An 11,406-nucleotide genomic window follows, 5' to 3' on the forward strand; every position below is an offset into this window, starting at 1 on the left:
TTTGCACATGACCCCTGTTTTTGACTATTCCGATGTCGCCCTGCGCACCCTGGCCCAGGCCGACGTGGCCCGCGCCCTGCAGGAGGACGTGGGCAGTGGTGACCTGACCGCCGGCCTGATCGCCCCGGCACGCCAGGCGCATGCGCGCATCCTCGCGCGCGAGAGCGCCGTGATTTGCGGCAGCGCCTGGGCCGAGGCCGCGCTGCAGCAGGTGGTGCCCGAAGCCCGCTTGACCTGGCATGTGCGCGACGGCCAGCGCTGCGCGGCCGATCAGGTGGTGCTGGACATCAGCGGCCCGGCGCGTGGCCTGCTCACGGCCGAGCGCACGGTGCTTAATTTCCTGCAATTGCTCAGTGCCGTGGCCACCAAGACGGCAGAGTATGTGGCTGCCGTGAACAGCGTGCCAGGTAACCGCGCGCAGATCGTGGACACGCGCAAGACCCTGCCCGGCCTGCGCCTGGCGCAGAAGTACGCGGTCGTTTGCGGGGGCGGCGCCAACCACCGCATCGGCCTGTACGACGCGGTGCTGGTCAAGGAAAACCACATCGCTGCCGCCGGCGGTGTGACGGCCGTGCTGCAACGCGCAGCTGCCGTGGCACCCTCGGCCAAGTTTGTCGAGATCGAGGTCGAGACCCTGGCCCAGTTGCAAGAAGCCCTGCAGGCCGGTGCCACCATGGTGCTGCTCGACAATATGGGCCTGGACATGCTGCACGAGGCCGTGCGCCTGAATGCCGGGCGCGCCATCCTGGAGGTCTCGGGGGGCGTGAACATGGGCACGGTGCGTGACATCGCCGCCACCGGCGTGGACCGCATTTCCATTGGAGCCCTGACCAAGGACGTCAAGGCGGTCGACTTTTCCATGCGCTTTACGGAGTTGTGATGAATACGACCAGCAAGGTCATCGACGTCGAATACGAGCAGCCCGAGTCCGCGCAGGGCGACGGCGCGGTCTGCTCCACGCATCACGCCTGGGCGCGCGTGCCCACCGAACCCGGCCCGGCCGAACGTGCGGCGCTGAAGGACAGGATCCGTCGCCTGCTCAAGGAGAAAAACGCAGTGATGGTCTCGCACTACTACGTGCACCCTGACCTGCAGGACCTGGCCGAGGAGACCGGCGGAATTGTCAGCGACTCGTTGGAGATGGCGCGCTTCGGCCGCGACCATGCGGCGCAGACGCTGGTGGTCTCGGGGGTGCGCTTCATGGGCGAAACCTCCAAGATCCTCTCGCCGCACAAGCGCGTGCTCATGCCCGACCTGGACGCGACCTGTTCGCTGGACCTGGGCTGCCCGATCGACGAATTCAGCGCGTTTTGCGACGCGCACCCGGACCGCACCGTGGTGGTCTACGCCAATACCAGCGCGGCCGTGAAGGCGCGCGCCGACTGGCTGGTGACGTCCAGCTGCGCGCTGGACATCGTGCGTGCATTGAAAGAGCAGGGCCAGAAGATCCTCTGGGCGCCGGACCGCCACCTGGGTGGCTACATCGAGCGTGAAACCGGTGCCGACATGCTGATGTGGAACGGCTCCTGCATCGTGCACGACGAGTTCAAGAGCTTCGAACTGGAAGAACTCAAGAAGGAACACCCCAGGGCCAAGGTGCTGGTGCATCCGGAGTCGCCCGCCGCCGTGGTGGCGCTGGCTGACGCGGTGGGCTCCACTTCGGGCATCCTCAAGGCCGCGCAGGAGATGGACGCGCCGGAGTTCATCGTCGCCACCGACAAGGGCATGATGCACAAGCTGCGCACGCTCAACCCCGGCAAGATCTTCATCGAGGCGCCGACTGCCGGCAACAGCGCCACCTGCAAGAGTTGCGCGCACTGCCCCTGGATGGCCATGAACAGCCTGGCCGGCGTGGCCCAGGTGCTGGAGAGCGGCGCCAACGAGATCCAGGTGGACCCGGCGCTGATCCCTCGCGCCCGTGTGCCGATCGACCGCATGCTGGCCTTCACGGCGGCGCTCAAGGCCGGCCGGCCGGTGGCGGGCCTGGTGCCCCATATCGGCGCGGCCTGAGCGCGACGGCATAATCGGCGCCAAGGAGTCGATCCATGTCTCGCAACGTACTTGCCGTCTACCCCGGCACCTTCGATCCCATGACCCTGGGCCACAGCGATGTGGTGCGCCGGGCCGCCCAGCTGTTTGACCGTGTCATCGTGGGGGTTGCCGTGGCCCATCACAAGAAGACCATGTTCACGCTGGAGGAGCGCATGGCCATGGTGCGCGAGGTCATGCACGACCAGCCCAATGTGGTGGTCGAGAGTTTCTCGGGCCTGCTGCGTGACTTTGTCGTGGGGCGCGGTGCCAAGGTCGTCATCCGCGGCCTGCGCGCGGTGACCGATTTCGACTACGAGTTCCAGCTCGCTGGCATGAACCGCAGCCTCATGCCCGAGGTCGAGACGGTTTTCCTCACGCCCAGCACGAGCTACCAGTTCATCTCCAGCACCCTGGTGCGCGAGATCGCCACCCTGGGCGGTGAGGCCGAGAAATTCGTCGATCCTGTGGTGGCGCAGCGCCTGGCGGAAAAGGTGCGCAGCTTCGGGCGCGAATAAGCCGGGCCTGGTCCCCGGCCGGTGGCGGCGGCACGTAATGGCCTGCGGGTCGAAGGGGATGGCATGAACGAGCGCATCAACGAACTGCTGGCCCAGATCTCGGCCCTGGAGGACGAGCTGCGCAGCGCCGTGCAGGCGCGCGAGCAGCAGGTGGCCTACAGGATCCATGGCAAACGTGTCGAATTCGAGCAGTCCGTCCGGCAGGCGCACCAGCGCCTGCGCACGAGTCTGCTGTTCTGGATCTTCAGGAACCGGCCGCTCAACCTGCTCACGGGGCCCATCATCTACGGCATGATCCTGCCGCTTTTGCTGCTGGATGCGTGTGTCACGCTGTATCAGGCGATCTGCTTTCCGGTGTATCGGGTCGAGAAGGTCCGTCGGGCCGAGTACTTCGTCTATGACCGCCAGCAACTGGCCTACCTGAACCTCATCGAGCGCTGGCACTGCACCTACTGCTCCTACGCCAACGGCCTGCTGGCCTATGCCACCGAGATCGTGGCGCGCACCGAGCAGTACTTCTGCCCGATCAAACACGCGCGCAAGGTTGCTGGGCTGCATGCGCGTCATACGCGTTTCCTGACGTATGGGGACGCCGCGGACTACCCGGCGCGGCTGGAGGCCTTCCGTCAGTCCCTGGATGGACAGGCAGCCAGGCCGCCGACCCAGCCCGAATGAGCGTCGCTTGCCGACGGCCTGGCTCTCCCGGGTGTTTCAAGGTGCAAGCGCCACATCGCTGCCACACACGCGTCGCATAATTGACGCATGACCGAACTCATCCTGATCCGCCACGGCGAGACCGACTGGAACCGCGAATTGCGTTTCCAGGGGCAGCTGGATGTGCCGCTCAATGCCACCGGCCTGGAGCAGGCCCAGCGGGTGGCTGCCCGCCTGGCCCCGGAATCCATGCATCTGCTGGTCAGCAGCGATCTGCAGCGTGCCCTGCAAACGGCCCAGGCTGTCGCCGGGCGTTGCGCGCAGCCGCTGGATCCGGTCCTGGACGCTGCGCTGCGCGAGCAGCATTTCGGCGTGGTGGAGGGTTTGCGTGTGCCGGACATCCAGCGGCAGCACCCGCAGGCCTGGGATCAGTGGGTGCGTTTCGAGGCCGACTTTGCCTTCGAGGGCGGTGAGAGCACGCGTGCCTTCCATGCCCGCGTGCTGGCGGCCCTGCGTGCCCTGGCACGACGCCATCCGGAGCAGACGCTGGCGGTGGTGACGCATGGTGGGGTGCTGGACATGGTCTACCGCAGTGCCTTGGGGCTGGCGCTGTCCGGCCCACGGGTCAGCGACATTCCCAATGCCGGCATCAACCGCGTGCGTCTGCTGGGCGAGGCGATCGAGATCATCGACTGGGCCGATACGCGCCACCTGGCGGATCTGCCCCCGCAGCCGGTTTATGACCAGCAGCGCCTGGCACGCGAGCGCACCGCGGCCGAGCGGGTCGCTGCCCCGGAGGCAGATCCGGCCTGATCGCATCGGGGTCATGGGGCTGCGGGGATAATCGGATCACCATGGCCCTGCTGATCACCGACGAATGCATCAATTGCGATGTCTGCGAGCCCGAGTGCCCGAACCAGGCGATCTATCTCGGGCCGGAGATCTATGAAATCGATCCGGCACGCTGTACCGAGTGTGTGGGCCATTTCGACCAGCCCCAGTGTGTTCAGGTCTGCCCTGTGGCCTGCATCCCGGTGAACCCGGATTACGTGGAAGACCGCGAAACCCTGTGGCAGAAATACCGGCGCCTGCAGGCCGAGGCACAGGGCGCAGCGGCAGCGTCCGCCAAACCTCCCGCAAGCTGAGCCGCTTGGCTCACTTGGCCGTCGCTGGCGCGCGATAGGCCGGCAGTTTGTCCTTGGCTGGCGCTGTCTTGCTCTTGTTCGTGGCGGATTTCTTGGCGTCTTTTTCCGTAGTGCGCTCGGCCTTGGCGGTCTGCTCGGCCGCGCGAAGGGCGGCCGCCTCTTCCTTTTGCCGGGTCTTTTCCATCGTATCGGCACTGCGTTGTTCGCGCTTGACGCTGGCCTCACGGGCCTTGCGCTGCTCGGGGCTGCGGCTGTCGGTGGCGTCAATGGCGTTGCCGCCGGGGCAGGGCTGCTGGCTGTAGCTGTTGCCGCAGCGGTAGACCGTCTGCGCCTGGGCCGTTGCGGCCAGGACCAGGGGGAGCAGCAGGAGGGCGATGCGGTGTGACGGCAACTTCATGCGGGGTCTCCTTGGGTAGGCTGGGGCGCCGGCCGGGGGGGCTTGGGGCGGGGGGGCTTGCTGGTGTGGATCAGCATGGTGGCTTTTTCCATCTCGCCGGCCAACAGGTCCGGCAGCGCTTTGACCGAGCGTGTGATGCAGTCCTCGATGGCGGTGCGGTGTTCGGGCGAGGGTTTTTTGAGCACCCAGTTCACCACTTCGGCTTTCACGCCCGGGTGGCCGACGCCGATGCGCAGGCGCCAGTAGTCGTCGGTGCCCAGCCTGGCATGGATGTCGCGCAGGCCGTTGTGGCCGGCGTGGCTGCCGCCGAACTTGAGCTTGACCTGGCCCGGCACGATGTCGAGTTCGTCGTGCGCGACGAGGATTTCCTCGGGCTGGATCTTGAAGAAGCGCGCCAGCGCCGCCACCGATTTGCCCGATTCGTTCATCCAGGTCTGCGGCGCGAGCAGCCAGACGGTCTGGCCCCGGACGGTGGTGCGTGCCACCAGGCCGTGGTAGCTCCTGTCCATGACCGGGCTGACCTTGAGCTCGCGTGCCACGGCCTCGATCCACCAGAAGCCGGCGTTGTGCCGGGTGGCCTCGTATTCGGGGCCGGGGTTGCCCAGGCCGACAAACAGTTTGATCATGCGCGGATTATCCGTGCATCGCGGTGACGCGGCCCACTTCGGCAGGTCAAAAAAAACGGCCCACCGAAGTGGGCCGTTGACTTCAAGCCACAGGGGCTTATTTCTTGGCGGCGGGCGCCTTGGCAGCCGGTGCGGCAGCCTTGGCGGGTGCAGCCTTGCCGCCAGCGGCCGGGGCCGCTGCAGCGTCGGCCGCAGCCGGGGCGGCTTCGGCAGCGTCTGCGCCAGCCACCATCACCACCGAAACCACCACCGGGTTGGCCTTGCCATGGGTCACGGCGGTCACGCCCTTGGGCAGCTTGATGTCGGACAGGTGCAGCGAGCCACCCTTTTTCAGGCCGCTCAGGTCCACGGCGATGAACTCGGGCAGATCGGATGGCAGGCACAGCACTTCGATTTCGGTCAGCACGTGGTTGGCAATGCAACCATCGTTCTTAACGGCCGGCGAGTTCTCGTCGCCGCTGAAGTGGAAGGGCACCTTCATGTGCAGCTTGGTGTTGGCGTCCACGCGCTGGAAGTCGATGTGCAGCACCAGGGGCTTGAAGGGGTGCATCTGCACGTCACGCAGCAGAACCTGGTTGCTCTTGCCGTTCAGTTCCATCTCGAGGATGGACGAGTGGAAGGCTTCCTTCTTCAGGGCATGCCACAGGGCGTTGTGGTCGAGCTCGACCAGTTGCGGCTCGGCGGCACCGCCGTAGACGATACCGGGCGTACGGCCCGTGGTGCGGAGACGGCGGCTCGCACCCGTACCCTGCTTGGCGCGCTCAAAAGCGACGAATTTCATAGTTCACTCCATTTGGAGTCCACCGCGACCAGTGGGACTCCGGTTCAACAAAGGCCCGTCGCATCCAGGACGCGTGCGGGCCCGCTTTTTGTCCGGATCAGAAAAGGTCTTCCTGGTCCGAGAACAAACTCATGACCGACTCGCCCTTGGCGATGCGGTGGATGGTTTCCGCAATCAGCGGTGCCACGTTCATCTGGCGTATCTTGGGGCAGCTGGCGGCAGCGGGGCTCAGCGGGATGGTGTTGGTCACCACCACTTCGTCCAGCGCCGTGCCCTGGGACAGGCGCTCGATGGCCGGGCCCGAGAAGATGGGGTGCGTGCAGTAGGCATAGACCTTCTTGGCGCCGCGCTCCTTCAGCACCTCGGCCGCCTTCACCAGCGTGCCGGCGGTGTCGATCATGTCGTCCATGATCACGCAGTTGCGCCCGTCGATCTCGCCGATCACGTGCATCACTTCGCTGACATTGGCCTTGGGGCGCCGCTTGTCGATGATGGCCAGGTCGCAATTGAGCTGCTTGGCCAGGGCGCGGGCGCGCACCACGCCGCCCACGTCGGGCGAGACCACGATCAGGTCCTCGTATTTCTTCTGGCGCAGGTCCGACAGCAGGATGGGCGAGGCATAGATGTTGTCGACCGGGATGTCGAAGAAGCCCTGGATCTGGTCGGCGTGCAGGTCCATGGTCAGCACGCGTGCCACACCCACAGCCTGCAGCATGTTGGCCACCACCTTGGCGGTGATCGGCACGCGGGTGGAACGCGGGCGGCGGTCCTGGCGGGCGTAGCCGAAATAGGGGATGACGGCGCTGATGCGCTCGGCCGAGGCGCGCTTGAGCGCATCGACCATGATCAGCAGCTCCATCAGCGAGTCGTTGGTCGGCGCACAGGTGGACTGCACGACGAAGACGTCGCGGGCACGCACGTTCTGGTTGATCTCGACCGTGACCTCGCCGTCGGAGAAACGGCCGACAGTGGCGGCACCCAGCGAAATACCGAGGTGCTTGGCAATGTCACCGGCCAATGCCGGATTGGCATTGCCCGTGAAGATCATGAAATCCGGGGATGGAGCGACCTGCATGAACGATCCGGCGATGAGCGATTAATGACGCAGAAAAAATTTGGCAGGGGAGAAAGGATTCGAACCTTTGCATGCTGGAATCAAAATCCAGTGCCTTAACCAACTTGGCGACTCCCCTACACAGGTCAACAGCTGAGAACAGCTGCCCACCGACTAACTCTCGCTGGTCGCCCAACCGACAAGCGGGTGGGTCTCCAGGCTGCAGCACAACCGGGCCTGCAAGGTGTCCGGCGCCTTCGGAACACACATGTCGGGCGGTGCCCACGCAAACACGGCACTTCCTGAGCCTGTCATCCGTCCGTCGAGCCCGAGGCTGGTGAGCCAATCAAGGGCCGACGTGACACCCGGGCAGAGCCGCTGGGCGACAGGTTGCAGGTCGTTGCGGGCTTCCTTCAGAAAAGCCTGCGGGTCTGCAGCAAAGCCTGAAATTGTAGCAGGAATACTGTCGCGCTTCAACGCCGGGTCCGAAAAAATCGCACCGGTTTCCAATCCCGCCTGGGGCTTGACCACCAGCACGTGGCGGCGCACCAGCGCCAGCGGGGTGATGGATTCGCCGATGCCCTCGACCCAGGCGTTGTGCCCGCGCAGGAAAAAGGGCACGTCAGCGCCCAGCTGCAGGCCGATGGCACAAAGTTGCTCCAGCGTGAGCTTGAGCTGCCACAGCCGGTTGAGCGCCAGCAGGGTGGAGGCGGCGTCCGAGGAACCGCCGCCCAAACCGGCCTGGGCCGGCAGGCGTTTCTCGATGGCGATGTGTGCGCCCTGGGTGTTGCCGCTGGCCGCCTGGAGGGCGCGCGCGGCGCGCAGGATCAGGTCGTCCGCCGGCAGCGGTGCCAGCAGGTCCTCGCGGCTGAGCTGGCCATTGGGGCGTTTCTCGAAATGCAAGGTATCGGCCCAGTCGATCAGCATGAAGACCGACTGCAGCAGGTGGTAGCCGTCGGCGCGCCGGCCCGTGATGTGCAGGAAGAGGTTGAGCTTGGCCGGGGCCGGGATGTCGTGGAGCGACTGCATGCTTGGGATGATCGGCTCAGGGTTCGATGATGAGCCGCAGTTCGGCCGCCGGTGCGGGCTGGCTGCGGCGGGCGACCAGGCGGCCGGCCTCCAGTTGCGACAGGTCGGCCAACCAGCCGTCGGCGGCGGCCGGGCGCCCCTGCAGCCATTCGAACAGGGCCGCGATGGGGATGGCCGTGCCGGTGGCTTCGGTGGCCAGGGCGTCGAGCGAGTCGAAGGCGCGGGTCTGCCCGTTGTTGCGCAGCAGGGCCTGTTGCGGGCTCCAGCGCAGTTGCGCCAGCGTGGTGCCCAAGGGCGTGGACAGCATCAGTTCGCCCGCACCGGGCTGGCCGCTGAGTTCGAAGCTGGCAAAAAAAGACGTCGGCTCCGGGGTGTTCTCGACCCGCAGGGCCAGGCGGCCACGCCAGAAGGTCTGGGGCTGGTCGTCGACAGCCACTGGCCGCACGAGGGGCTGGGCACAGCCGGCCAGCAAGGTGGCCAGGGTACAGGCCAGGAGGAAGCGCAGCCGGGCTGTCACGGTTTGACGCGCAGACGCTTGAGCGTTTCGACCAGGGTCTCGTTCTCTGCATTGAGCTGCAGCCCCTCGCGCCAGACGCTCAGGGCCTGCTCACGCTGACCCATGCTCCAGAACACTTCGCCCAGGTGCGCGGCGATCTCGGCGTCGGGGCGGGCGCGGTAGGCCTTTTGCAGCACGCGCAGGGCTTCGGCCTTGTTGCCGGCGCGAAACTCGACCCAGCCCAGGCTGTCCGTGATGAAGGGGTCATCGGGGGCGAATTCGAGGGCCTTGAGGATGAGCTGGCGTGCCTCGCCCAGACGCACACTGCGATCGGCGAAGGAATAGCCCAGCGCGTTGTAGGCGTGGTGGTACTGCGGTTTCTCGGCAATGATCCGCCGCAGCAGGCGCTCCATTTCCTCGGGGCGCCCCAGTTTCTCGGCCAGCGTGGCCTGGTCGTAGACCAGGTCGTAGTCTTTCGGGTCGTTTTGGGTGGCCTGCGCCAGCAGCTCATAGGCCTGCGCATAGAGCCTGTTGTCGCGCAGCAGCTGGACTTCGCTGGAGAGCTTGACGCGCGCGTCCGCGGGCGAGCGTTCGGGCAGATTGCGGATCAGCTCGCGTGCTTCGTCGATCCGGCCCTGGCGTGCCAGGATGCCGGCGCGACGGCTTTGCGTGCGCACCAGGTCTTCGGGGCTGCTGATCTTGCCCAGCCAGCTCTCCGCCTCTTTGTAGTCCTGGCGCTTTTCGGCGATCTGGGCCAGGGCCAGATAGGCCTGGGCCAGGGCACGGTTGGTTTCCTCCACCCCGTTGCCGTTGCGGCGCGCTGGCATCAGTTCCAGGAACTGCCTGAGCGAACGCTCGGCGTGGTCGAGCCGGTTGTCCTGCAGTTCCAGCGTGCCGCGGATCAGCCAGGCTTCGGCGTAGTCGGGCTTCTCGCTGGTGACGGCCTGTACCTGGCTGCCGGCTTCGGCGTAACGCTGGGCGTCGAGCAGCGCGCGTGCATAGGCCAGGCGCACTTCCACCAGGGGCCGGCCTTCCAGGTATTTGCGCACAATGGCTTCGGCCCCGGGCTGCTGGGGCGACATCAGGGCCAGGGCCAGCAGCACCGGGCCTTCGGCACGTGCATCCTGGGCCTGGCCACGCCGTGCAGCCTCCAGCGCGCCTGCGCTGTCGCCGCTTTCCAGGCGCATGCGCCCCACGGCGCTCCAGGCCGCGGCACCTGTGCCGTTGCTGCTGCCAAGGTGCTCGGCCAGGGCCTGTTCCAGCTTCTCGGCGGCGAGCTTCTTGTCGCTGCTGCGGGCAAAGTAACGCGGCAGCAGGGTGATGGTGAGGGCACGGTCCCTGGGCTCGGCCAGCGTGATCTCGCGCTTGAGCGGCTCCACCGTTTCGTCCAGCCGGTTCAGACCGATCAGGATCTGCAGCACATAACGGTTGGCGTCGCGCGAGTTGGGCTGGGCCTGCTTCCAGGCGCGTGCGGCCTCCAGCGCCGAGTCCCCGGCACGGGCCTGCAAGGCGATGTCGATGGCGCGCTGGTACAGCCGCACATCGTTGGTCTTGCGTGCAGCATCGAGGATCAGGGAATAACCGACGCCGGCTTCACCCCGTTGCGTGCTGAACTCGCCCACCAGCAGCTGATAAAAGAGTTCGCCATCCAGTGCCGAACTGGGCGGCGGGGTGGTGGGGGCCGGGTCCGGCTGTTGCGCATGGACCGTCAGGGCGGCCGTCAACAGCAGGGGGAGTAGACGTAAGCGTGGGAACATCAAACCATAATAATCCAAGCCAGCTATTCCCCTGCCTGACCGCTGCCATGCCTGAATTGCCCGAAGTCGAAGCCACGCGCCTGAGTTTTGCCGATCGCATCAGCGGGGCCGGCATCCTCTCGGCCTGGTGTGGCAAGCCCCTGCGCTGGCCGCTGGGGCTGCCCGTGGCCCGGCTTGCCGGGCACCGCGTGTTGGGGGTGCGCCGGCGTGGCAAGTACCTGCTGCTCGATCTGGACGCCGGTCTGCTGCTGCTGCACCTGGGCATGTCGGGCAGCCTGAGTTTTGGCACCAGCCTGCCGCCGCGAGGTGTGCACGACCATTTCGAGCTGGCCACCAGCCGCGGAACCCTGCGCCTGAACGACCCGCGCCGCTTCGGTGCCGTGGTCTGGGCGCCGGACCAGGATGCGCCCCAGGCGCGCAAGCTGCTGGGGGGGCTGGGCGTGGAGCCCTTGTCGGATGATTTCGATGCCGCGTCTTTCCATGCCGCCCTCAAGACACGCAAGGCGGCGATCAAGCAGGTGCTGCTGGCCGGTGACGTGGTTGTGGGCGTGGGCAATATCTATGCGTCCGAGGCGCTGTTCCTGGCCGGCATCCGCCCGACGCTGAGCGCCGCCCGCCTGAGCCGGCCCCGAGCAGAAAAGCTGCACGCGGCCATCCGCCAGGTTCTGGGGCGGGCCCTGGCCGCGGGCGGCACCACCTTGCGGAACTACTCCAATGCCGTGGGCGAACGCGGCAATTTCCAGTTCGAGGCCATGGTCTATGGCCGCGAGGGCCAGCCCTGCCGGGTCTGTGGCACGCCCGTCAAGGGCATACGACAGGGACAACGCGCGACATTTTTCTGCCCGAGTTGCCAGAAAACATGAAAAAACGTCGCTAACTCGGTGTTATATTGGAAAATCTGGCCTGAACACTTACAAGGCG

At 66.3% G+C, this 11,406-nt stretch carries 14 protein-coding genes and 1 tRNA gene; 7 read left to right on the top strand and 8 right to left on the bottom strand.

Going from position 1 to position 11,406, the window contains the following annotated elements; all coding sequences use genetic code 11:
• Positions 1-7 precede the first annotated feature (7 nt).
• The 6 genes from nadC to HTY51_RS01940 all read left to right on the top strand — a co-directional run bounded on the left by nadC (position 8) and on the right by HTY51_RS01940 (position 4,345).
• Positions 8-880 (top strand): carboxylating nicotinate-nucleotide diphosphorylase, encoded by an 873-nt coding sequence (gene nadC / locus HTY51_RS01915; RefSeq protein WP_174251149.1) that lies wholly within the window; start codon positions 8-10, stop codon positions 878-880.
• On the top strand, positions 880-2,010 hold the full coding sequence (nadA, locus tag HTY51_RS01920) for a quinolinate synthase NadA (protein ID WP_174251150.1): 1,131 nt from the start codon (positions 880-882) through the stop codon (positions 2,008-2,010). Before nadC ends, nadA begins: the two co-directional genes overlap by 1 nt.
• 35 nt (positions 2,011-2,045) lie before the next feature.
• Complete coding sequence (gene coaD, locus HTY51_RS01925; protein ID WP_174251151.1) at positions 2,046-2,546, top strand: pantetheine-phosphate adenylyltransferase; 501 nt, start codon at positions 2,046-2,048, stop codon at positions 2,544-2,546.
• A 63-nt stretch (positions 2,547-2,609) separates the two neighbouring features.
• Positions 2,610-3,221, top strand: a complete 612-nt coding sequence (locus HTY51_RS01930; protein ID WP_174251152.1) for a hypothetical protein — start codon at positions 2,610-2,612, stop codon at positions 3,219-3,221.
• 87 nt (positions 3,222-3,308) lie between these two features.
• On the top strand, positions 3,309-4,013 hold the full coding sequence (locus tag HTY51_RS01935; RefSeq protein ID WP_174251153.1) for a histidine phosphatase family protein: 705 nt from the start codon (positions 3,309-3,311) through the stop codon (positions 4,011-4,013).
• Positions 4,014-4,054: 41 nt separating this feature from the next.
• Positions 4,055-4,345 (top strand): YfhL family 4Fe-4S dicluster ferredoxin, encoded by a 291-nt coding sequence (locus HTY51_RS01940; protein ID WP_174251154.1) that lies wholly within the window; start codon positions 4,055-4,057, stop codon positions 4,343-4,345.
• Positions 4,346-4,355: 10 nt separating this feature from the next.
• Here the strand turns inward: HTY51_RS01940 and HTY51_RS01945 are convergent, their stop codons facing one another.
• The 8 genes from HTY51_RS01945 to HTY51_RS01980 all read right to left on the bottom strand — a co-directional run bounded on the left by HTY51_RS01945 (position 4,356) and on the right by HTY51_RS01980 (position 10,485).
• Complete coding sequence (locus HTY51_RS01945) at positions 4,356-4,742, bottom strand: hypothetical protein (protein ID WP_174251155.1); 387 nt, start codon at positions 4,740-4,742, stop codon at positions 4,356-4,358.
• On the bottom strand, positions 4,739-5,368 hold the full coding sequence (gene pth, locus HTY51_RS01950; protein ID WP_174251156.1) for an aminoacyl-tRNA hydrolase: 630 nt from the start codon (positions 5,366-5,368) through the stop codon (positions 4,739-4,741). The genes HTY51_RS01945 and pth overlap by 4 nt, the downstream gene beginning before the upstream one ends.
• A gap of 97 nt (positions 5,369-5,465) precedes the next feature.
• The gene (locus tag HTY51_RS01955) at positions 5,466-6,149 is read right to left on the bottom strand and encodes a 50S ribosomal protein L25/general stress protein Ctc (protein ID WP_174251157.1); all 684 of its coding nucleotides are present in this window, start codon (positions 6,147-6,149) and stop codon (positions 5,466-5,468) included.
• Positions 6,150-6,246: 97 nt separating this feature from the next.
• The gene (locus HTY51_RS01960; RefSeq protein ID WP_174251158.1) at positions 6,247-7,224 is read right to left on the bottom strand and encodes a ribose-phosphate pyrophosphokinase; all 978 of its coding nucleotides are present in this window, start codon (positions 7,222-7,224) and stop codon (positions 6,247-6,249) included.
• A 41-nt stretch (positions 7,225-7,265) separates the two neighbouring features.
• Positions 7,266-7,342 (bottom strand) — tRNA-Gln (locus HTY51_RS01965).
• Between the two features lie 35 nt (positions 7,343-7,377).
• Positions 7,378-8,232 (bottom strand): 4-(cytidine 5'-diphospho)-2-C-methyl-D-erythritol kinase, encoded by an 855-nt coding sequence (gene ispE / locus HTY51_RS01970; RefSeq protein ID WP_174251159.1) that lies wholly within the window; start codon positions 8,230-8,232, stop codon positions 7,378-7,380.
• A 16-nt stretch (positions 8,233-8,248) separates the two neighbouring features.
• On the bottom strand, positions 8,249-8,749 hold the full coding sequence (locus tag HTY51_RS01975) for an outer membrane lipoprotein LolB (RefSeq protein ID WP_174251160.1): 501 nt from the start codon (positions 8,747-8,749) through the stop codon (positions 8,249-8,251).
• Positions 8,746-10,485, bottom strand: coding sequence for a tetratricopeptide repeat protein (locus HTY51_RS01980; RefSeq protein ID WP_174251161.1), 1,740 nt, complete (start codon positions 10,483-10,485; stop codon positions 8,746-8,748). Before HTY51_RS01980 ends, HTY51_RS01975 begins: the two co-directional genes overlap by 4 nt.
• A 47-nt stretch (positions 10,486-10,532) precedes the next feature.
• On the opposite strand from HTY51_RS01980, the gene mutM reads away from it, so the two are divergent.
• Complete coding sequence (mutM, locus tag HTY51_RS01985; RefSeq protein ID WP_174251162.1) at positions 10,533-11,348, top strand: bifunctional DNA-formamidopyrimidine glycosylase/DNA-(apurinic or apyrimidinic site) lyase; 816 nt, start codon at positions 10,533-10,535, stop codon at positions 11,346-11,348.
• Positions 11,349-11,406: the final 58 nt, after the last annotated feature.

Source organism: Rhodoferax sp. BAB1, assembly GCF_013334205.1.
Taxonomy (GTDB): domain Bacteria; phylum Pseudomonadota; class Gammaproteobacteria; order Burkholderiales; family Burkholderiaceae_C; genus Hylemonella.

Bases quoted from the DNA above. Each gene is read 5' to 3' on its own strand.
- nadC (WP_174251149.1), top strand. From the start codon at position 8: ATGACCCCTGTTTTTGACTATTCCGATGTCGCCCTGCGCACCCTGGCC.
- nadA (WP_174251150.1), top strand. From the start codon at position 880: ATGAATACGACCAGCAAGGTCATCGACGTCGAATACGAGCAGCCCGAG.
- coaD (WP_174251151.1), top strand. From the start codon at position 2,046: ATGTCTCGCAACGTACTTGCCGTCTACCCCGGCACCTTCGATCCCATG.
- HTY51_RS01930 (WP_174251152.1), top strand. From the start codon at position 2,610: ATGAACGAGCGCATCAACGAACTGCTGGCCCAGATCTCGGCCCTGGAG.
- HTY51_RS01935 (WP_174251153.1), top strand. From the start codon at position 3,309: ATGACCGAACTCATCCTGATCCGCCACGGCGAGACCGACTGGAACCGC.
- HTY51_RS01940 (WP_174251154.1), top strand. From the start codon at position 4,055: ATGGCCCTGCTGATCACCGACGAATGCATCAATTGCGATGTCTGCGAG.
- HTY51_RS01945 (WP_174251155.1), bottom strand. From the start codon at position 4,742: ATGAAGTTGCCGTCACACCGCATCGCCCTCCTGCTGCTCCCCCTGGTC.
- pth (WP_174251156.1), bottom strand. From the start codon at position 5,368: ATGATCAAACTGTTTGTCGGCCTGGGCAACCCCGGCCCCGAATACGAG.
- HTY51_RS01955 (WP_174251157.1), bottom strand. From the start codon at position 6,149: ATGAAATTCGTCGCTTTTGAGCGCGCCAAGCAGGGTACGGGTGCGAGC.
- HTY51_RS01960 (WP_174251158.1), bottom strand. From the start codon at position 7,224: ATGCAGGTCGCTCCATCCCCGGATTTCATGATCTTCACGGGCAATGCC.
- ispE (WP_174251159.1), bottom strand. From the start codon at position 8,232: ATGCAGTCGCTCCACGACATCCCGGCCCCGGCCAAGCTCAACCTCTTC.
- HTY51_RS01980 (WP_174251161.1), bottom strand. From the start codon at position 10,485: ATGTTCCCACGCTTACGTCTACTCCCCCTGCTGTTGACGGCCGCCCTG.
- mutM (WP_174251162.1), top strand. From the start codon at position 10,533: ATGCCTGAATTGCCCGAAGTCGAAGCCACGCGCCTGAGTTTTGCCGAT.